This window comes from Pseudomonas sp. NFACC08-1 (genome assembly GCF_900106735.1).
Lineage (GTDB): Bacteria > Pseudomonadota > Gammaproteobacteria > Pseudomonadales > Pseudomonadaceae > Aquipseudomonas > Aquipseudomonas fluorescens_Q.
Window position 1 is genome coordinate 207,195 of record NZ_FNNL01000004.1, and the last position, 19,628, is coordinate 226,822.

A 19,628-nucleotide genomic window follows, 5' to 3' on the forward strand; every position below is an offset into this window, starting at 1 on the left:
CGGGTGGAAAACGAAAGACTGTCCGTTACTGGTGGACAATCGAGAATGCCTACCGGCGGGTGCTTCGCTTCGACATAATGCTGACGAGAGACCCTGTGGGAGCGAGCTTGCTCCCACAGGGGGCATTTATAGTTTCTGGATTTTTTTGGCGTCTTTTTAAATGAAAACCGTTGCAATGGTGCTGTTCCCGGATTTTTTGCTGCTCGACATGGCCGGGCCTCTGGAGGTGTTTTCCATCGCCAATCGTTACCTCGCAGCGGATCAGCGTTATCAATTGCTGACCCTGGGAACCGAGCGCGGGCCGTTGCGGGCGTCCAACGGCGTGTCGGTGCAGGCCGATATCCATATCGACCAGGCATGGGCGGCCTATGACGTGTTGCTGGTACCGGGCGGGCCGGGGGCCTATAACGACCAGCATCCGGGGCTGCACACCTGGTTGCGGGCCGCGGCGCAACGGGCCACGCGCTACGGCTCCATCTGCACCGGTGCCTTTGTGCTCGGTGAGGCGGGCTTGCTCGACGGTTATCGCGTCACCACCCACTGGCATTACACCGAACGCCTGATCCAACGTTTCCCCAAGGCCCTGGTGGAAACCGACAAGATCTTCCTGCAGGACCGCCGCCTGATCACCTCCGGCGGTGTCACCGCCGGAATCGACCTGGCCTTGTCCATCGTCGCTCAGGATCACGGTCGCAAAGTCGCGTTGGATGTGGCCAAGGTGCTGCTGGTAGTGATGAAACGCCAGGGCGGACAGGCGCAGTTCAGCCCCTCGGTGGCGGCGGTGTCGACGCAGGAATCGGCCATTACCCGCGTGCAGAATCATGTGATGGAACATCTGGAAGAACCCTTCACCATCGAGCGCATGGCCGCGTTGGCTGCCATGAGTGCGCGGCATTTCGCCCGGGTCTTCGCCCGTGAGGTGAAGATGACACCCATGGAGTTCCTGCAAGGCGCGCGCATTGACCGGGCGCGTCAGTTGCTGGAAACCACCGACCTGCCACTCAAGACCGTGGCGTTTCGCAGTGGCTTCGGCAGCGTGCGGCACATGCGTTTTTTGTTCGGTGAAAAGCTCGGCCTGACCCCGGTGCAGTATCGCCAGCAGTTCAGTTGAGCCATCGGTGTCCGTCCAGGGCACTGTGATGTCCGTGGCGCTCCCTGTGCCAGCATTGTCCTGAGGCCTGCGCCTGCCAAGATAACGGCGAACCCTTTGGAAAGGATGCGCAGGAGCCAGGGCAGACGTGTCCGGTGAATCCGCACACGGACGCTCGCACCGGTTATCCGGCGCTGGATCGCCCATGAATAGTTTCGTCAAACCTTATAGCGAGCCGGCGGTGGGCTTCGGTCCGTTTGTCTTCTACCGGCAGCAGCGGCTGGTCACCCGTGACGGCCAGCCCCTCGCACTGGGCGGCCGTGCCCTGGATGTCCTGCAGGTGCTGGTGGAGCACGCCGGCCAGTACGTCAGCAAGCAAACACTCATCGCCCACGTCTGGCCGGACAGCGTCGTGGAGGCCATCAACCTGCGGGTGCACATTGCGGCGCTGCGGCGGGCCTTCGGTGATGGGCGCGGCGGCGCTCGCTATATCCTCAATCATCCTCGACAAGGCTATTGCCTTGCGCTGCCCCTGGTAGCGCAAGCGCGCGTTGAGTCGCCTTTCAGTCCACAAACCGAGCGACACAACCTGCCCAGGCGCTTGAACCCGGTGGTGGGTCGCGACAAAGTCCTGGGGCGGTTACTGGCGCAAGTGCCCCGTCAAGCCGTGACCACCGTGACCGGCCCCGGCGGGGTCGGCAAGACCACCGTGGTGGTGCGGGTGGCGGAACTGCTGCTCGAACACTTTAAGGACGGTGCCTGGTTCGTTGACCTGGCGGACGTCAGCGACCCCTCGCAAGTGGTGGCGCAAGTGGCCGGTGTGCTGGGCGTGGAGCAGGGGGCGTTGGCCCGCTCTCTCGAACCCTATCGGATGTTGCTGGTGCTCGACGGTTGCGAGCACCTGCTCGATGCTTGTCGGGAGCTGGTCCAGGCAGTGGCTGCGGCGCCCGGGGTGTCGTTGCTGGTCAGCAGTCGCGCACCCTTGGACTTGCCCGACGAAAGAATTGTGTCACTGCCGGGCCTGGCCGTGGCGTCGCCCCTGGAACCGGAGCATCAGATCGAGGCATGCCCGGCGGTGCAGTTGCTGATCGAGCGGGTCGGCGCCCGGCAGCAGGGCTTCAGGCCGGGTGGTCGCGACTGGCGGACGCTTGCGCAGATCTGCCAGCGCCTGGACGGATTGCCGCTGGCGTTGGAATTGGCGGCGGCCCAGGTCGATGCCTTGGGAGTGGCAGGGGTCCTGGAACAACTGGATCACGGTTTATCCCTCTTGAGCGTCGGGCGGCGTACTGCGGTGGCCCGGCACCGCAGCCTGGAGGCGGTGTTGGACTCGAGTTTCGAGCGTTTGAGCACTGACGAAAAAACCGCATTCCAGCGTCTGGCGGTGTTCGAGGGGCCGTTTACGCTCAAGGCGGCGCTGGCCGTGATCAGTTGCGCTGAGCTGAGTGTCGGGCAATTACCCTCGCTGCTGTCGCGGCTGGTGGGCGCGTCACTGCTGATGGTCGAGCCGCTTGCCGAAGGGGGGCGCTTCCATCTGCTCCACACCACTCGCGCCTATGCCATGGACAAATTGCGACGCAGTGGCCAGTGGCCTGTGTTTCATCGGCGTTACGTGTTGCAAGGCGCTTGGGGAGTCCGGCATTCAAGACCCCAACCGTCAAGTCAGCGCCTGGAGCAGCGCGCCGGCTTCCAATAGGTCGGGGGTCTCGAAACCTTCGGTGAAGCGTCGATAGACGGGGTCGAGCAGCGCCTGCGCAGCATGCGCCTGCCCTTGGCGCTGCCACAAACGGGCCAGGGACGTGGCGCTGCGCAGTTCCCAGGCCAGGGCCTGGTGACGACGGGCGATGCCCAGGGCGGCCAGCAGTTGCGCTTCGGCTGCTTCTTCAAGAGACGGCTCGTTCCGGGCCAGCAAGGTCTCGGCATCGGCCCGCAGGATCTCCGCCGAACACCAACCCGCGGCGCCACTGCGCGCCCGTTCGATTTGCGCCGGGCTGACGAAGTCGCTACGCAGGGTGACGGCGATGTCCTGGATCAAGCCGTTTGTCGGGCGTGTTGCCAGGGGCTGGCCATCGAATGCGCGGTCGTAATGGCAGGCCCAGTCGTGGAACAGCATCACCGAATGTTTCTTGGCCTGTTGCTTCAACAGGTCGAGCCTTTCCCGGGCAATCGAATGATCGCCGGTGTAGTGGGCGATCACGCAACCGGTCAGCGCCAAGGTGTAGCAGATCGAAATGCCGTGGTTGATCTGCAAGGCGATTTGCAGCGCCAGGTTGGCTGTGCGCCGGGCTTTTTCGGCAAAACCTTGCAGCCAGAGGATGCGCGCCAGAACCGTCAGCGCGGCCACGCTCTGATCGTATTGCACGCCGAAGCCGTGGCTGAAGCGGCTGAGGTGACCGCTTTGGGCCAGGCGCTGGATCACCTGTTCGGCTTCGCGCCGCGCCGCGCCCTGGTCGCCGGTGAAATGCAGCGCCAGCACCCGCAGGCGTTGAGTGCTCAAGGACAGGGTCGGGTCGCCCTGCAAGCCCAACCGGTCGAAATCCCGGCTGTGTGCCAGGGCCTGTTGGTAGTCGCCGCAACTGAGGTCGACGGTCATTTGCCCGGACACGGCCCTCAGTTCGCCGGCCAGTTCCTGGCATTGCCGGGCCAGCTGCCGGGCCGTGGCGAAGGCGCGGACAGTGGCCGGCGTACCGCCCTCGGTGTGGTAGTTGAAACTGGCGTGGGCCAGTTCCAGGGCCAGGGTCAAGCGCGGGCATGGCGCGGGGCTGGCCCGCAATAATTGCAGCGCTTTGTTGACGTAGAGGCCGTGTTCCTTGAGCAGCGACAGCTCCTGCCAGAGGGGCAGGGTACGGGCAGTCAGGCGGATCGCGACGGCGTGTGAACCTTGCGGGCCCAAGCCTCGGTCGAGCGCCGCGCGGATGTCGTCGCGATAGTCGGCGTAGCGGGTGATCCACAGTCGGGTGGGGGTGTTTTCCCAATCGCTTTCCGCTTGTCCCATGAGCGCCAGGCAGCGCTCGGCATGGCGTTCCTGGCTGGCCGCCAATTCCCCGGCTTCGGCCAGTTTTTCCAAGGCATAACGGCGGGTGGTGTCCAGCAGGCGATAGCGCACCTCTTCATCGCCGATCTCTACATTGAGCAACGATTTGGCGACCAACTGGCTGACCGACACCAGCACCTGATCGGGCGCGACATGCTGGCCGACGATCACTGCGGCGGCCGAGGCCAGGTTGAAACTGCCCATGAACACCGCCAGCCGCCGCAGGCAGGTCTGCTCGCAGGCCGTGAGCAGCGCGAAGCTCCAGTCCAGCGTGGCGCGCAGGGTCTGTTGGCGTGGGGCGGCGCCGGTGTCGTTGTGGAGCAGGGCGACGCTGTCTTGCAATTGCCGGTGCAGTGCTTCGAGGCTGAAGCGGCCGAGTTGTCCGGCGGCCAGCTCGATGGCCAGGGGAATCCCGTCCAGCCGCTGGCAGATGTCGACTATCAACGGCACCTCGCGGTCGCTCAGTTCGAAGTCATCACGGCTGGCCAGCGCGCGCTCGGCAAACAGTTGCAGCGCCGGGTATTCCAGGGCGGGATAGCCCTCGATGGGCATTTCCCGGGGCGGGAACGCCAGGGCATCCAGGCGCTGCACGTGTTCGCCTTCGGCGCGCAGGTCTTCGCGGCTGGTGGCCAGGATGTGCAGGTGAGGAGCGCCGCGCAGCAGGGTTTCGGCGAGCAGGGCGACGGCGTCGATCAGGTGCTCGCAGTTGTCGATGACCAGCAGCAGATGTCGCTCCTTGAGCTGCCGGGCGATGGCGTCCAGCGGATCACCGTCCTGCAGAGGCAGGTCGAGCAATGCGCACAGGTTGGGGGCGATCATGGCCGCTTCGTTGAGCGATGCCAGGTCCAGCAGATGAGTGCCGTCACGGTACTGGCCGATCAGCCGTTCAGCGACCCGCAGGGCAACGGTGGTCTTGCCGATGCCGCCGGTACCGACCAGGGTAATGAAGCGTTTTCGCGGTAGCTGGGCTACCAGGTTTTCCACCAGGGCCTGGCGCCCGATCATGCGGGTGCGCTGCAGCGGCAGGTTGCGCGTCAACGACGGATGAGGGATGTGCGCCCATTGGTCGAGCGGTTCGAATGACAGCGGCGCGACAAAACTGTAGCCGCGCTGCGCCACGGTGACGATGTAGCGCTGCCCGGCCTGGCCATCCCCGAGGGCCTTGCGCAGTGCCGCGACGTGCACGCGCAGGTTGGTATCTTCCACCACGCTCCTGGGCCAGACCCGGGCGATCAGTTGCTGCTTGCTCACCACCTCGCCAGCGTGCTCGAGCAGCACCAGCAGAATCTCCACGGCCCGCCTGCCCAGGCGCAACGGTTGCCCACCCTCGAGCACCAGGCGCTGGCGAGGATGGACCCGGTAAGGGCCGAAGTGCACCGTCTGTTCGACGGGCAGGCTGAGGTATTGGCTCATGTTGCTCTCAATGTTCTGGTCCGGTGCCTGGGCTTTACCCGAGCATATTCCTCAGGTTTTGCGTCAAGCGCAACGGCGCGGGCTTCCCACAGCCTGTCTGCCAGACACAGAACCCCGTGGCGAGGGAGCTTGCTCCCGCTGGGCCGCGAAGCGGCCCCAAAGGCCTCACCCCCAATCAATCTGACACGCCGAGGTGACAGTTCTAGGACTGCTGCGCAGTCCAGCGGGAGCAAGCTCCCTCGCCACAACAGCGAGGGTTTTTAACACTTCAGTTCCGAAAAAATTAACAACGTTTAACTCACGCAGATGCCTCCCATGGCCGGACCATAAAGCGATCCACCCACCTCAAGGAGTCACGTCATGAGCACCTTCATTACCCGCGACGGCACCGAGATTTACTACAAGGACTGGGGCAGTGGTCAACCGGTGGTCTTCAGCCACGGCTGGCCGTTGAACTCGGACAGTTGGGAAGCGCAGATGATGTTCCTGGCGTCCAATGGCTATCGGGTGATCGCCCATGACCGCCGTGGGCACGGGCGTTCCAGCCAGCCCTGGGACGGCAACGACATGGACACCTACGCCGATGACCTGGCCGAGCTGATCGAGCGGCTGGACTTGAAGGACGCGGTGTTGCTCGGCTTCTCCACCGGCGGTGGCGAAGTGGCGCGCTACATCGGTCGCCATGGGGCTGCCCGTGTCGCCAAGCTCGGCCTGATTTCGGCGGTGACGCCGCTGATGCTCAAGACCCCGGACAACCCCGGCGGTCTGCCTGTGGAGGTGTTCGACGGTTTCCGCCAGGCCTCCCTGGCTGACCGTTCTCAGCTATACAAAGATGTGGCCAGCGCGTTTTTCGGTGCCAACCGTCCGGGCGCCAAAGTCTCCCAAGGCATGATCGACTGGTTCTGGATGCAGGGCATGCTCGCCGGCCACAAGAACACCTATGACTGCATCAAGGCGTTCTCGGAGACCGATCTTTCCGAAGACCTGCGCAACATCGACGTGCCGACCCTGGTAGTCCACGGCGATGACGATCAGGTGGTCCCCATCGAAACGGCTGGCATCGCCGCCGCCAAATTGCTGAAGAACTCACAGTTGCTGGTGTACCCGGGCGCGCCCCATGGCCTGACCGATACCCACAAGGACCGGTTGAACGCCGACCTGCTGGCGTTCATCCAGGGCTGATCAAGCCACACACCTGTGGGAGCGAGCTTGCTCCGGGCGGCGTTCCGACGATGGCGGCGCAACAGTCAACATCGCCGCCGACTGACACCCGGCTATCGCGAGCAAGCTCGCTCCCACAGGATCGGTATTCGACAGGACCAACACCCATGAACCGCAACGATTTACGCCGCCTCGACATGAACCTGCTGGTGATCTTCGAGGCGCTGATGTTCGAGAAAAACCTGACCCGCGTCGCCGAAAAGCTGTTCATGGGCCAGCCGGCGGTGAGCGCGGCGCTGGGGCGGCTGCGGGATCTGTTCGATGATCCGTTGCTGATCCGCCACGGGCGCGGCATGGAACCGACCCCGCGGGCCCTGGCGATCCTGCAAGAGCTGCAACCGGCCATGGACACCATCTCTGGCGCGGTCAGCCGGGCCAAGGCCTTCGACCCGTCCACCAGTTGCGACGTGTTCCGTATCGGTCTGTCCGACGATGCCGAATTCGGCCTGTTTCCACCGTTGCTGAGCCAACTGCGCGAAGAAGCGCCGGGGATCATCGTGGTGGTGCGCCGGGCCAATTTCCTGCTGATGTCGTCGCTGCTGGCCAGCGGTGAAATCAGCGTCGGTGTCAGCTACACCACCGATCTGCCGGCCAATGCCAAGCGCAAGAAACTGCGGGACATCCCTTGCAAGGTCTTGCGTGGCGACAAGCGCCCGGGGCCTTTGACCCTGGATGAATACTGTTCACGGCCCCACGCCATGGTCTCGTTCTCGGGCGACCTGAGCGGCAACATCGACCTGGACCTGGCCCGCATCGGCCGGACCCGCAAAGTGGTGCTGGCGGTGCCGCAATTCAGCGGGCTACGGGCCTTGCTGGCCGGCACCGAGCTGATCGCCACCGTGCCCGACTATGCCGCCTGCGCGCTGGTGGAAGGCTGTGCGCTGCGCGCCGAGGACCCTCCGTTCGAGATCAATGCCGCCGAGCTGTCGATGGTCTGGAGCGGGGTGCATGACAACGACCCGGCCGAGCGCTGGCTACGTTCGCGCATTGCCAGCCACATGTCCCAACCGCTGCCAGCGGCGGCCTCGATCGCCGCGGATGGAGCCCACCGATGAACATGACCGATGAGCGCCCGCTGCAGGATCTGGGCTTGTTGTTCCTGCGCCTGAGTGGCGCGTTGTTTTTGCTGTGGGTCCATGGGTTGCCGAAGCTGTTGCACTACAGCGTCGAACTGACCCGCATCGAAGACCCGTTTCACTTGGGCGCAGCACCGACCCTGATCCTGGCGATTTTCGCCGAGGTGCTGTGTCCGCTGCTGATCATGGCCGGTGTGCTGGTGCGTCTGGCGTGCCTGCCGATCCTGTTTCTCCTGGCGGTGGCGCTGCTGGTGGTGCACCCGCAGTGGAGCCTGGAAGAGGGGCAGTTCGGCTGGCTGCTGCTGATCATATTTACCAGCGTGTTCATCGCCGGGCCCGGGCGCCTGGCAATCAATACGCGTTTTGTAGGAGTGCTTCGCCATGTCTGAATCTCAAACCATCGACTCTCCTGGGAGCCCGGCCAAACCCGGCTTCGATGAAATCGTGACCCTGGTGGTCAAGCACCGGATCAAGGCTGGCCAGGACGTGGCGTACGAGGCCTGGTTACGCCGCATCGTGCGCGTGGCCGGTCAATGGCCGGGCCACCTGGGCGTGGACGTGGTGCGCGGCAAACTGGGTGGGTTGTCGCTGTTCACCTGCGTGCTGCGTTTCTGCTCCACCGAAGCCATGCAACGCTGGCTGGATTCGCCCGAGCGCCGCGAGCTGGTGGAAGAGGCCGCGCCGCTGTTGGCCGATGGCGACCAGACTGAAGTCGCCTCGCACAAGGAATTCTGGTTCGCTCCGCTGGCCGATGCCGCCACGCCACCGCCGCGCTGGAAGCAGGCCGTGGTGACGCTGCTGGTGATCCTGCCCCACACGCTGCTGGTGCCTTTGCTCTGGGGCCCGGTGCTGCAACTCAACGCCTTTCTGTCGAACTACGTGGTTGCCACGTTTTTGATCACCCTGACCATCGTGCTCTCGGTCTGCTACGTCTGCATGCCGCTGGCGACCCGTGTGTTCGCCCCTTGGCTGGAACCGCAGGCCCATGAGCACCTGGAGCCCGAGCAGCGCTGAGCGGTTATGACAAGCACCGTTGTGGCGAGGGAGCTTGCTCCCGCTGGGCTGCGAAGCGGCCCAAAAAGAGCGGCCGCTACGCGCCCGAGCGGGAGCAAGTTCCCTCGCCACACACGGACCGTATTCACTCTTGATGTGTCCGCACATCCATCGTCAAAGGAAATCCGATGAACGCCGATCTGATTCTATTCAACGGTCAATTCCATACCGTCGACCGCGAGAAGCCTCGGGCCAGCGCAGTCGCCATTAGCCAGGGCCGCTTCGTCGCGGTGGGCACCGATGCCGAGGCCATGGCCTTGCGAGGCAGCGGCACCCAGGTCATCGACCTCAAGGGCCGCACCGTCATCCCCGGGCTCAACGACTCGCACCTGCACTTGATCCGTGGCGGCCTGAACTACAACCTGGAGCTGCGCTGGGAGGGCGTGCCATCCCTGGCCGATGCCTTGCGCATGCTCAAGGACCAGGCCGACCGCACGCCAACGCCACAGTGGGTGCGCGTGGTCGGCGGCTGGAACGAATTCCAGTTCGCCGAAAAACGCATGCCGACCCTGGAAGAACTGAACCAGGCCGCTCCCGACACGCCGGTGTTCGTGCTGCACCTGTATGACCGTGCCTTGCTCAACCGCGCCGCGCTGCGGGTGGCCGGCTACACCCGTGACACGCCGAACCCGCCGGGTGGCGAGATCGTGCGTGACAGCAAGGGCGAACCCACCGGCATGCTGGTGGCGCGGCCCAACGCGATGATCCTTTATTCGACGCTGGCGAAAGGGCCGAAGCTACCGCTGGAGTACCAGGTCAACTCCACGCGCCAATTCATGCGTGAACTCAATCGCCTGGGCCTGACCAGTGCCATCGATGCTGGCGGCGGCTTCCAGAACTACCCGGACGACTATGCGGTGATCGAGCAGTTGGCCCGCGAGCAGCAGTTGACGGTGCGCATCGCCTACAACCTGTTCACCCAGAAGCCCAAGGAAGAACTCAGCGATTTCAAGAACTGGACCGGCAGCGTCAAGTTGCACCAGGGCGATGATTTCCTGCGGCACAACGGCGCCGGTGAAATGCTGGTGTTCTCGGCGGCGGATTTCGAGGACTTCCTCGAGCCGCGTCCGGACCTGCCGCCCGGCATGGAGCAGGACCTGGAACCGGTGGTCCGCCACCTGGTGGAACAGCGCTGGCCGTTCCGCCTGCACGCCACCTATGACGAATCCATCAGCCGCATGCTCGACGTGTTCGAGAAGGTCAACCGTGACATCCCGTTCAATGGCTTGCCGTGGTTCTTCGACCACGCCGAAACCATCACGCCGAAGAACATCGAGCGCGTACGGGCGTTGGGCGGCGGCATTGCGATCCAGGATCGCATGGCCTTCCAGGGTGAATACTTTGTCGACCGCTACGGCGCCAAGGCCGCCGAAGCCACGCCGCCGATCAAGCGCATGCTCGCCGAAGGCGTGCCGGTGGGCGCCGGCACCGACGCCACTCGCGTTTCCAGTTACAACCCCTGGACCTCGCTGTACTGGATGGTCAGCGGGCGCACGGTCGGCGGCCTTTCGTTGCACGAAGAGGGCTTGCCGCGCCTGACCGCGTTGGAACTGTTCACCCATGGCAGCGCCTGGTTCTCGTCGGAGCAGGGCAAGAAAGGCCAGATCAAGGTCGGCCAACTGGCGGACCTGGCGGCCCTGAGCGCGGATTTCTTCAGCGTCGAGGAAGAAGCCATCAAGTGGATCGAGTCGGTACTGACCGTGGTCGACGGCAAGGTGGTGTACGCCGCCGGCGACTTCGAAAAGCTCGGGCCGGCCAGCGTCCCGGTGCTGCCGGACTGGTCGCCGGTGGTCAAGGTCCCGGGCCACTGGCGCCCGACCTCACCGTTGCAGGCTCAGGTCCACCAGTGCAGCGGCCCGTGCACGGTGCATGCCCACAGCCATGAACGGGCGCGGTTGTCGAACGTCCCGGTCAGCGATTTCCAAGGCTTCTGGGGCGCGTTTGGCTGTTCCTGCTTTGCCTTTTAACTGATCCACACAGATCTCCCACCAGGTTTTGTAACATCCATCCCAAAGGAGTCATCCCATGAGCAACGTTCCCGCCTACAACCGTCTGAACAAAGACGACGCGGTCGTCCTGCTGGTCGATCACCAGACCGGCCTGATTTCCCTGGTCCAGGACTTCTCGCCCAACGAGTTCAAGAACAACGTGCTGGCCTTGGCCGACCTGGCGAAGTTCTTCGAACTGCCCACCATCCTCACCACCAGCTTTGAAAAAGGCCCTAACGGCCCGATCGTGCCGGAACTCAAGGAGATGTTCCCGGATGCGCCGTACATCCCGCGTCCAGGCCAGATCAATGCCTGGGACAACGAAGACTTCGTCAAGGCGATCAAGGCCACCGGCCGCAAGCAACTGATCATCGCTGGCGTGGTCACCGATGTCTGCGTGGCGTTCCCGACCCTGTCGGCGCTGGCTGAAGGTTTCGACGTGTTCGTCGTCACCGACGCTTCGGGTACGTTCAACGAAACCGTGCAACAGGCCGCCTGGGTACGCATGACCGCTGCCGGCGCGCAGATGATGAACTGGTTCTCGGTGGCCTGTGAGCTGCACCGCGATTGGCGCAACGACATCGAAGGCCTGGGCAACCTCCTGTCCCAGCGCATTCCGAACTACCGCAACCTGATGAACAGCTACTCGGCGTTGACGGCCAAGTAAGCTGCTTTCTTGCTGAACGGATGCCCGCCAATGTGCGGGCATCTTTTTGTCTGGCAATTAACCTTGTGGCGAGGGGATTTATCCCCGCTGGGCTGCGCAGCGGCCCCAAAGTCAGCCAACCAGTTGTGGCAGAATGTGCCCATGATTCATTACCGGGTCTGCTGCGCAGCCCAGCGGGGATAAATCCCCTCGCCACAGTTCTGTGTTCGGCTGACACCTTCCGTCTACTTGGAAAGAAATGAACCCCTTCGAAGAAATGCGCATCTTTGCCCAGGTCATGGAGTCGGGCAGTTTCACCGCAGCGGCGGAAAAACTGGGGCTGTCCAAGCAGTTCGTCAGCCGCAAGCTGATGGAACTGGAACAGCGCCTGGGCGTGCGCCTGCTCAATCGCTCGACCCGGCGGCTGGATGTCACGCCCCTGGGCCAGCGCTATCACGAAGCGGCGCTGCGTCTGCTCAATGAGCTCGAACAGGTGGAGCAGGGCATCAGCGGCCAGACCAGCGAGCCCCGCGGCACCATTCGGCTCAGCGCACCGTTGTCCTTCGCCATGGCGCACCTGGGCAGCCTGCTGCCGCTGTTTCTGCAGCGCTATCCGGGCGTCAGCGTCGAGGTGGACCTGAGCGACCGCTCGGTGGATCTGCTGGGGGAGGGTTATGACCTGGCGCTGCGCATCGGCGTGCTGGAGGATTCGACGCTGATTGCCCGGCGCATCGCGACTATCGAGCGGGTGTACTGCGCCAGCCCCGCCTACCTGGCGCAAAAAGGCACACCCGCGCGGCCTGAAGACCTGCGCAATCACGACTGCTTGCCCTATGGTCACAGCCGTCAGGTGCAGTGGCGTTTCGTGGGGGCCGGCAAACCGCTGACCCTGGAGGTCACGGGACGCATGCGCGCCAATAACGGGGACTTGCTCAGGGACGCGGCCATCGCCGGCATGGGCATCACCTATCTGCCCGCTTTCATCCTCGGCGATGCCTTGAAGGATGGGCGGCTGATCAAGGTCCTGGAAGGCTTCGAGACCGAACCGTTGGCGCTGTCGGCGGTGTATCCCCAGCATCGGCAAAGTGCACGTCCGGTGCAGGCGTTGGTGGAATTCTTGCGTGAACAAATGCAATAAAGCGCCGCAGTGCATTCAGCCGTCACATGACGGCTGAAGGCATCTACCGCGCTCTGATCAGGCGGCGAGGTTGGCGCTGCTCAGTTCTTTTTTGTACTGCGCTTTCATGGCTTCCATGTCTGCACCCAAGGCATCGAGTTTTGCCTTGCCCAACAATTTTTTCGCGTGGGGGAACATCTCCTTTTCTTCTTCCTCGATGTGATGCTCGAGCAGTTCCTTGACCACTTTCACCCGACCGGCGAATTCCGGCTGGGTTGGATCGGTGGCTTTGAGGTCCGGCAGCACCAGCGAGTCGACGGTACGGTGTTCTTCCTTGGCCTCGTAATACATTTCAGCCTCGTCCTTGCCACCGGCCTGCTTGAAAGCCGGATAAAGAATTTCTTCTTCCAGGCGGGTGTGGATGGAAATTTCCATTTCCAGTTTCGCCAACAGGTCGGTGCGTTTTTTCACGGCGCGTTCAGTCGACTCGCTCAGTTGAGTCAGGATGGCTTTGACGCGTTCGTGGTCGGCTTTCAACAGATCGATGGCATTCATAGGTAGCTCCTCGGCAATACACGGAAGCGGGCAGGCTTCGAGCGCCTACGCCGCGTAAGAGCTGAATTGCATCAGCTGTGCCAGCCGAAGATCGATTTAAAAACTCTTTAAAAACAATAAGTTGGAACGAAAATAATTTCCGGCGTCGTGCAAGCTGCATGAGCGGGCTGCAAAATGCGTTGCACTTTGCGCGGGTGGCTAGACATTTTCGATCCGCTGTCGGACCCGACTGGCGATTGCCAGGCAGGACGTCAGCCCAGGCGACTCGATGCCGAGCAGGTTGATCAACCCAGGCACCCGGTGTTCGGCCTCGCTGCTGATGACAAAGTCGTGGGCCGGCTCGCCGGGGGCGGAAATCTTCGGGCGGATGCCGCTGTACGCCGGTTGCAGGCTCTGGTCCGGCAGGCCCGGCCAATAATTGCGGATCGCCGGGTAAAACGCTTCGGCCCGGGCCGGATCCACTCGGTAGTCCTCGCAGTCGACCCATTCGGTGTCCGGGCCGAAACGCGCCTGGCCGGCCAGGTCCAACGTCATGTGGATGCCCAGGCCGGCGGCTTCCGGGGCGGGATAGACCAAGTGCCGGAACGGTGCTCGCCCGGCGAGGCTGAAGTAGTTGCCCTTGCACAAAAAGTCTTCGGGCACCGATTGCATCTCCAGGCCTTCGATGCGGCGGGCGAGAGCAGGTGCCTGGAGGCCCGCGGCGTTGATCAGCAGGCGACAGGACAAGGTCATCTGCGCCGTGCCGCTCAATTCCAGGATGAAGCCCCCAGTGATGATGCGAGCGCCCAGTAAAGGCGTATGGAAAGCAATGTTCGCCCCAGCCGCTTCGGCGTCACCCTGCAAGGCGAGCATCAGAGCGTGGGAATCGACGATACCGGTGGAAGGCGAATACAGCGCGGCGACACAGGCCAGGGCCGGTTCCAGTGCCTGCGCCTGTTCTTGGTCGAGCAGGCGCAGGTCGTCCACGCCGTTCTTCAAGCCCCGCTCAAGCAATGTTTCGAGTCCGCCCACCTGTGCCTGATCCGTGGCAACGATCAGCTTGCCGAGCCGGCGGGTGGCGACGCCATGGCTTTCACAATAGGTGTACAACCGGTGCCGGCCTTCGACGCATAGCTGCGCCTTGAGACTGCCCGGCGGATAATAGATGCCCGCATGGATGACTTCGGAGTTGCGCGAGCTGATGCCCATGCCGATGGCTTCGGTGGCTTCGATCAGCAGCACTTCATGCCCGGCACGCGCCATCTCTCGCGCCACGGCGAGCCCAACGACGCCAGCGCCCACGACGACGCATTCAAAATCGACGTTCAACCTTGTCTCTCCTTCCGGGCCTGCAAGTTAGCCTTTCATAGCGCAGGTTTGATTTGATCGCTCACGCTCTCAACCTTAGGGGCAGGTCGCCTGAGGCCAACCGACACGCGCTGCACGCAGGAGGCTGGCTTTAACGACCATGCGGTGAAAGGGGGCAATAACGAAGATGTAGGCCCGGCCCAGACGGTTGTGGCACTGGACCACGGTTGAAAGAACCAGTTGGCGACGGCCTTCTGGCTCTGCCTCTGCAGAACACAGGATCGATATCCGGAAGTCGAGGTGCTTGTCGTCCTCGCCCAATACGATTTCAGTCTGGTTCGTGCTGTAGACCTTGAAGATACCAACCCGATTAGCAAGGGTTGCCAAGTGTCTGGCTGTCTTGAGACCAAAACCGGCAACGACAGTGTCTCGGACTTTCAGGAGCCATCCGATCCAGGATGGCTGGTGGGAAAAGATGAATCGAGCCAGCAAATCTGGATTGCTGGATGTGCCCGCAGGTAGCCGAATCGCAAAAGCGTCCGCCAGGTTCATCGACGTGTAAAGGTGGGTGATGCCGGACCTCGAGGGGACTGGCACGGCCGTGATGAGCTCAAATTCTCGGGGCATCGGGGATCTCTCCTGAGTTCTAACTACCAATTCGGCGACAGGCCATGTCGCGGTTCTTGTTGGGCGGCGCCCACTTCTCCTTGTCGGATACTGAGCCCGATCAAGGCATCATAGAGCGCTTGCTGCCCAGCCGGTAGAACAGGGAGCAACGTCGCACGGCGTTTGTCGGCATCGAACCAGGATTCAACCAACCATCCCACCAGATAGAGCGCCGAAAGGCATCCGCCAGCGGTTGCAACGTTTCCCTGGCATACAAGCGGTTGATCCATGGACTCAAGTCCCAGCGCTTGCAGGCTCGATCGTGCATCCGGGTGTGTAGTGGCTGGGCCGCTGAGCAGCCCAAGCCGTTCGAGAATGAACGCTCCGGCGCATATGGAGCCGATTCGCTGGCGTCTGGCGTCAAGTTCAAACGACGGCAGGAAATCCGGGGCGGCAAGTGCAGCGGGTATCCCTTCCTTGCCGCTGACGAACAATACCGCGTCAGCACTGTTGGCCTCGGAAAGCGGACCGTGTACCGAGACAGGCAGGCCGTGCGCCGATCGCACGATAGCGCTGGAACCCAATATTCGGACGTGCCAGTCCTCAGTGTTGCGGCCTAAGATGTCCCACATCAGGAATAGGTCGATGTCAGTGAATTGGTCGAAAGCGACCAGAACGATTTTCTTCAAGGCGAGCTCCATGAAAAGTGCTGGCGTGCAAAACGCAACGGCCATCTTTGCGGGTGTTCGCAGCGTACTGATCGGTTACGCACCCTACACAGTCTGTATGGTGCTAAATAAGGAGCGAAATGATCGGTGAGAAAGCTAACTCGTAACCATTGGATCGCGGCTGGTTTTGAGGCCCTCGACCAAATAGGGCATACCGGCGTTTCGGCCGAGAGTCTATCGCGCCGATTGAATGTGACCCGCGGATCGTTCTATCACCATTTCCGCAATCGCGAAGATTTTGTCCGCACCTTGCTGGCCGCTTGGGAAGAAGACTACACAGAGCGCATGCTCGCTTATGCGGGGCAGGGCAGTAGCGCGGGTGAAATCCTGAAACGCTATTTGAGTATTGCCGCTGAGAAACAACCGGGGCGGGAAGTTTCCATCCGCGCCTGGTCGCTGCACGATCCGTTGGTAGGCGAGTTTCAGCAGCGTGTTGACACAAGAAGACTGGACTTCGCGATACGGACGTGCCGCCGCTTGGTCCATATGCCAGGCGAAGCAGAAGTGATAGGTCAGATGGCCCATCTGTGCCTGATTGGTGGTCAACAGGCAGGACTGCGGCGTGATGCCGCTCGCTTCAACCGTTTCCTGCATGGCGCCTTTTCACTTTTCGAAAGGGCGCTTCCACCGTGGCGGGCTGGGTCATGAGCTAAATCGGGCAACTGAATAAATAGCATTCCAGTGCTAGCGCCCATGCCACTGGCCTGCGGCACTAAAGGGTGTTTCCCTTGCGCAAAAAAAAACGGCACCCCAAAGGTGCCGTTTCTGTTTTCTACGAGCTACCGCTAGGCGATCAGCCCGTCAAGCCAGCCTGCTGAACCAGGGTCAACAACGGCTGCGGGTACACGCCGAGGAAGAACGCCAATACGGCGATGGCCAGCAGCATCACGCCGCCTGCCTTCTGTTCCCAGTGCAGCTCGGCGTCGTGGCGACGCAGGTTCGGTTCCATCAGGTACAGGGTGACCATGACGCGCAGGTAGTAGAACACACCGATGGCACTGCCCAGCACCAGGGAGCCGACCAGCCACCATTGGTGAGCCTCGACGCCGGTGGCGATGATGTAGAACTTGCCGATGAAGCCGGCGGTCAGCGGGATGCCGGCCAGGGACAGCATCATCACGGTCAGCACGGCGGTCAGGTACGGACGGCGCCAGAACAGGCCGCGGTACTCGTACAGGGCGTCGGCGTCGCGGCCATTGTACGGCGAGGACATCAGGGTGATCACGCCGAAGGCGCCGAGGCTGGTGATCACGTAGGTGACCAGGTACACGCCGATGGCTTCCACGGCCAGGCCTTTGCTGGCGATCAGGGCGATCAGCAGGTAGCCGAAGTGGGCAATGGACGAGTAACCCAGCAGACGCTTGAGGTTGCTCTGGGTCAGCGCCAACAGGTTACCGAACAGGATCGACGCGATGGCGATGAGGGTCAGCACGTTGCTCAGCACACCGCTGCTGGCCACTGGCGAGATCTGGAACAGACGCACCATCACCGCGAACACCGCCACTTTCGATGCGGTGGCCAGGAACGCCGCCACTGGCGCCGGGGCGCCTTCGTAAACGTCCGGGGTCCAGAGGTGGAAGGGCACCAGCGACAGCTTGAACGCCAGGCCGATCAGCATCATGCCCAGGCCCAGTTGCGCGATCGGGCTAGGCAGGCCGGTGGCCGCCAGGGCCTGGCCGATGCCGACGAAGCTCAGGGTGCCGGCTTCGGCATAGAGCAGGGCCATGCCGAACAACAGGAACGCGGAACCGGCCGCCGACAGCACCATGTACTTGATGCCGGCTTCCAGGGAGCGCTTGTTGAAGAAGGCGTAGGCCACCAGGCCGTAGACCGGTACCGACAGCAGTTCCAGGCCGATGAACAGGCTGGCCAGGTGCTGCGCGCTGACCAGGACCAGGCCACCGGCGGCGGCCATCAGGATCAGCAGGTACAGTTCTTCGCGGTTGCCCGGGTAACCCGAACCGCCATCGCCGAGGTAGGCGTGGGCGAGGGTAACGCAGGCCAGGGTGGCGACCAGGATCAGCGCCATGTACAGGCAGGCGAAGCTGTCGATCTGCATCAGCGGGGTGACCGCCAGGGGCGCGACTTTCAGGGCCGGCAAGATCGACAGCAAGGCCAGGTTCAGCCCCGCCACCGACAGCAGGAAGGTCTGTGAGTGATTGCGCCGCCAGGCGATCGCCAGCATCACCACGATGATCGTGGCGCTGGTGATCAACAGCGGCGCAAGCGCGATAAAGTGTTGAATCGTGAATTCCATAGCGCTCTTACCGGGCCGAAGCGAGTTGAGAGAAGGCGGTGCCGAGCCACTGCTGCACGCCATGCATCGTGGCGGCAGAGGTGTCGAGGAACGGTTGCGGGGAAACGCCGAGGTAAACCAGCAGCACCGCAAGGCCGAGCACCATGATCAGTTCGCGACCGTCCATGCCGCGCAGCACTTCGTCCGACTTGGACGGGCCGAAGTAGGCGCGGTGGATCATGATCAGCGAGTAGACCGAACCGAACACCAGGCCGGAAGTCGCAATGGCGGTGATCCATGGCGAACTGACGAACGAGCCGATCAGGATCAGGAACTCGCCAACGAAGTTACCCGTGCCCGGCAAGCCCAGGGACGCGGCCGCGAAGAACAGGCTGATGGCCGGCAGGTAGGCGATGCGCGACCAGATGCCGCCCATCTCACGCATGTCCCGGGTATGCAGGCGCTCGTACAACTGGCCGCTGAGGATAAACAGCGCCGCCGCCGACAGGCCGTGAGCCAGCATCTGGATCACCGCGCCTTGCAGGGCAAGCTGGCTGCCGGAGTAGATCCCGATCAGCACGAAGCCCATGTGCGAAACGCTGGAGAACGCGATCAGGCGCTTGATGTCGGTCTGGGCGAACGCCAGGAACGCACCGTAGAAAATCCCGATCAGGCCCAGGGTCATGGCGATCGGCGCGAACTCCGCCGAGGCATTGGGGAACAGCGGCAGGGCAAAACGCAGCAGGCCATAGGCCGCGGTCTTGAGCAAGATACCGGCCAGGTCCACGGAACCGGCGGTCGGCGCCTGGGCGTGGGCGTCCGGCAGCCAGGAGTGGAACGGCACCACCGGCAGCTTCACCGCGAAGGCGATGAAGAAGCCGAGCATCAGCACGTACTCGGTGGTCTTGGACATCTGCACTTTCAACAGGTCGGCGTAATTGAAGGTAGTCACACCGGTGTTGTTGAAGTTGACCAGTACCAGGCCAAGGATCGCCACCAACATGATCAGGCCGGAAGCCTGGGTGAAGATGAAGAACTTGGTCGCCGCGTAGATCCGGGTTTTCTTGCCGTCCGAAGAACTGTGACCCCAGAGCGCGATGAGGAAGTACATCGGCACCAGCATCATTTCCCAGAAGAAGAAGAACATGAACAGGTCCAGCGCCAGGAACACGCCGATGACGCCGCCCAGGATCCACATCAGGTTCAGGTGGAAGAAACCGACGTGACGCTGGATCTCTTTCCAGGAGCAGAGTACCGAGAGGATACCCAGCAGGCCGGTCAGCAGGATCATCAGCAGCGACAGGCCGTCGAGGGCCAGGTGCACGCTGATGCCGAAGCGTTCGATCCAGATGTGCTTGAATTCAAGCGCCCAGGTCGGATCGGCGCCAGGGGCCGGAGCAAATGAATAGTCGCCGGTCGCCCACAGCCAGAGGCCGAGCGCGAGTTCCAGGGACATGGTCAGCAGCGCAATCCAGCGCGGGAGCGTGGAGCTGGAGCGCTCCGCGATCCAGCACAGCAGGCCGCCGATGAAGGGGATCAGGATTAGCCAGGGCAGAATCATGACGGGCTCGTTTCCTTTCG

17 protein-coding genes are annotated in these 19,628 nt (G+C 62.8%); 10 read left to right on the forward strand and 7 right to left on the reverse strand.

Annotated features, from left to right (window positions below; translation table 11 throughout):
* Positions 1–160 precede the first annotated feature (160 nt).
* Together BLU76_RS10670 and BLU76_RS10675 are read left to right on the forward strand one after the other, a co-directional pair.
* A complete protein-coding gene (locus BLU76_RS10670) occupies positions 161–1,111 on the forward strand; it encodes a GlxA family transcriptional regulator (protein ID WP_092144445.1) in 951 nt (316 codons plus the stop codon).
* A gap of 184 nt (positions 1,112–1,295) precedes the next feature.
* The gene (locus BLU76_RS10675; RefSeq protein ID WP_092144447.1) at positions 1,296–2,783 is read left to right on the forward strand and encodes an ATP-binding protein; all 1,488 of its coding nucleotides are present in this window, start codon (positions 1,296–1,298) and stop codon (positions 2,781–2,783) included.
* Here the strand turns inward: BLU76_RS10675 and BLU76_RS10680 are convergent.
* Positions 2,745–5,534: an ATP-binding protein gene (locus tag BLU76_RS10680; RefSeq protein ID WP_092222665.1), complete on the reverse strand. Its 2,790-nt coding sequence runs from the start codon at positions 5,532–5,534 to the stop codon at positions 2,745–2,747. The genes BLU76_RS10675 and BLU76_RS10680 overlap by 39 nt on opposite strands.
* Positions 5,535–5,894: 360 nt before the next feature.
* Here BLU76_RS10680 and BLU76_RS10685 point away from each other — a divergent pair, with 360 nt between their 5' ends.
* From BLU76_RS10685 to BLU76_RS10715, 7 genes are all read left to right on the forward strand, one after another.
* A complete protein-coding gene (locus tag BLU76_RS10685; RefSeq protein ID WP_092222667.1) occupies positions 5,895–6,716 on the forward strand; it encodes an alpha/beta fold hydrolase in 822 nt (273 codons plus the stop codon).
* A gap of 146 nt (positions 6,717–6,862) precedes the next feature.
* Positions 6,863–7,810: a LysR family transcriptional regulator gene (locus BLU76_RS10690; protein WP_063320460.1), complete on the forward strand. Its 948-nt coding sequence runs from the start codon at positions 6,863–6,865 to the stop codon at positions 7,808–7,810.
* On the forward strand, positions 7,807–8,220 hold the full coding sequence (locus tag BLU76_RS10695; protein ID WP_092144454.1) for a DoxX family protein: 414 nt from the start codon (positions 7,807–7,809) through the stop codon (positions 8,218–8,220). The genes BLU76_RS10690 and BLU76_RS10695 overlap by 4 nt, the downstream gene beginning before the upstream one ends.
* A complete protein-coding gene (locus BLU76_RS10700) occupies positions 8,213–8,845 on the forward strand; it encodes an antibiotic biosynthesis monooxygenase (RefSeq protein WP_092144456.1) in 633 nt (210 codons plus the stop codon). Before BLU76_RS10695 ends, BLU76_RS10700 begins: the two co-directional genes overlap by 8 nt.
* 167 nt (positions 8,846–9,012) lie before the next feature.
* Complete coding sequence (locus tag BLU76_RS10705; protein ID WP_024617381.1) at positions 9,013–10,851, forward strand: amidohydrolase; 1,839 nt, start codon at positions 9,013–9,015, stop codon at positions 10,849–10,851.
* A gap of 58 nt (positions 10,852–10,909) precedes the next feature.
* Positions 10,910–11,539: an isochorismate family cysteine hydrolase YcaC gene (gene ycaC / locus BLU76_RS10710; protein WP_003203400.1), complete on the forward strand. Its 630-nt coding sequence runs from the start codon at positions 10,910–10,912 to the stop codon at positions 11,537–11,539.
* 238 nt (positions 11,540–11,777) lie between these two features.
* On the forward strand, positions 11,778–12,656 hold the full coding sequence (locus tag BLU76_RS10715; RefSeq protein WP_063320463.1) for a LysR family transcriptional regulator: 879 nt from the start codon (positions 11,778–11,780) through the stop codon (positions 12,654–12,656).
* A 57-nt stretch (positions 12,657–12,713) separates the two neighbouring features.
* On the opposite strand, the gene BLU76_RS10720 is transcribed toward BLU76_RS10715, so the two are convergent.
* The 4 genes from BLU76_RS10720 to BLU76_RS10735 form a co-directional block, all read right to left on the reverse strand.
* Positions 12,714–13,190, reverse strand: coding sequence for a hemerythrin domain-containing protein (locus tag BLU76_RS10720; protein WP_063320464.1), 477 nt, complete (start codon positions 13,188–13,190; stop codon positions 12,714–12,716).
* A 198-nt stretch (positions 13,191–13,388) separates the two neighbouring features.
* Positions 13,389–14,498 (reverse strand): NAD(P)/FAD-dependent oxidoreductase, encoded by a 1,110-nt coding sequence (locus BLU76_RS10725; protein ID WP_092144458.1) that lies wholly within the window; start codon positions 14,496–14,498, stop codon positions 13,389–13,391.
* A gap of 75 nt (positions 14,499–14,573) precedes the next feature.
* Complete coding sequence (locus BLU76_RS10730; RefSeq protein ID WP_092222669.1) at positions 14,574–15,104, reverse strand: DUF2867 domain-containing protein; 531 nt, start codon at positions 15,102–15,104, stop codon at positions 14,574–14,576.
* Between the two features lie 23 nt (positions 15,105–15,127).
* Complete coding sequence (locus tag BLU76_RS10735) at positions 15,128–15,817, reverse strand: DJ-1/PfpI family protein (RefSeq protein WP_371914734.1); 690 nt, start codon at positions 15,815–15,817, stop codon at positions 15,128–15,130.
* A gap of 81 nt (positions 15,818–15,898) precedes the next feature.
* Between BLU76_RS10735 and BLU76_RS10740 the strand changes: the two genes are divergently transcribed.
* Positions 15,899–16,459, forward strand: a complete 561-nt coding sequence (locus tag BLU76_RS10740; RefSeq protein ID WP_092222671.1) for a TetR/AcrR family transcriptional regulator — start codon at positions 15,899–15,901, stop codon at positions 16,457–16,459.
* A 145-nt stretch (positions 16,460–16,604) separates the two neighbouring features.
* Here the strand turns inward: BLU76_RS10740 and nuoN are convergent, their stop codons facing one another.
* Both nuoN and nuoM read right to left on the reverse strand, forming a co-directional pair.
* The gene (nuoN, locus tag BLU76_RS10745; protein ID WP_092222673.1) at positions 16,605–18,068 is read right to left on the reverse strand and encodes an NADH-quinone oxidoreductase subunit NuoN; all 1,464 of its coding nucleotides are present in this window, start codon (positions 18,066–18,068) and stop codon (positions 16,605–16,607) included.
* Positions 18,069–18,075: 7 nt separating this feature from the next.
* Complete coding sequence (nuoM, locus tag BLU76_RS10750) at positions 18,076–19,608, reverse strand: NADH-quinone oxidoreductase subunit M (RefSeq protein WP_092222675.1); 1,533 nt, start codon at positions 19,606–19,608, stop codon at positions 18,076–18,078.
* Positions 19,609–19,628: the final 20 nt, after the last annotated feature.

Bases quoted from the DNA above. Each gene is read 5' to 3' on its own strand.
- BLU76_RS10670 (WP_092144445.1), top strand. From the start codon at position 161: ATGAAAACCGTTGCAATGGTGCTGTTCCCGGATTTTTTGCTGCTCGAC.
- BLU76_RS10675 (WP_092144447.1), top strand. From the start codon at position 1,296: ATGAATAGTTTCGTCAAACCTTATAGCGAGCCGGCGGTGGGCTTCGGT.
- BLU76_RS10680 (WP_092222665.1), bottom strand. From the start codon at position 5,534: ATGAGCCAATACCTCAGCCTGCCCGTCGAACAGACGGTGCACTTCGGC.
- BLU76_RS10685 (WP_092222667.1), top strand. From the start codon at position 5,895: ATGAGCACCTTCATTACCCGCGACGGCACCGAGATTTACTACAAGGAC.
- BLU76_RS10690 (WP_063320460.1), top strand. From the start codon at position 6,863: ATGAACCGCAACGATTTACGCCGCCTCGACATGAACCTGCTGGTGATC.
- BLU76_RS10695 (WP_092144454.1), top strand. From the start codon at position 7,807: ATGAACATGACCGATGAGCGCCCGCTGCAGGATCTGGGCTTGTTGTTC.
- BLU76_RS10700 (WP_092144456.1), top strand. From the start codon at position 8,213: ATGTCTGAATCTCAAACCATCGACTCTCCTGGGAGCCCGGCCAAACCC.
- BLU76_RS10705 (WP_024617381.1), top strand. From the start codon at position 9,013: ATGAACGCCGATCTGATTCTATTCAACGGTCAATTCCATACCGTCGAC.
- ycaC (WP_003203400.1), top strand. From the start codon at position 10,910: ATGAGCAACGTTCCCGCCTACAACCGTCTGAACAAAGACGACGCGGTC.
- BLU76_RS10715 (WP_063320463.1), top strand. From the start codon at position 11,778: ATGAACCCCTTCGAAGAAATGCGCATCTTTGCCCAGGTCATGGAGTCG.
- BLU76_RS10720 (WP_063320464.1), bottom strand. From the start codon at position 13,190: ATGAATGCCATCGATCTGTTGAAAGCCGACCACGAACGCGTCAAAGCC.
- BLU76_RS10730 (WP_092222669.1), bottom strand. From the start codon at position 15,104: ATGCCCCGAGAATTTGAGCTCATCACGGCCGTGCCAGTCCCCTCGAGG.
- BLU76_RS10735 (WP_371914734.1), bottom strand. From the start codon at position 15,817: ATGGCCGTTGCGTTTTGCACGCCAGCACTTTTCATGGAGCTCGCCTTG.
- nuoN (WP_092222673.1), bottom strand. From the start codon at position 18,068: ATGGAATTCACGATTCAACACTTTATCGCGCTTGCGCCGCTGTTGATC.
- nuoM (WP_092222675.1), bottom strand. From the start codon at position 19,608: ATGATTCTGCCCTGGCTAATCCTGATCCCCTTCATCGGCGGCCTGCTG.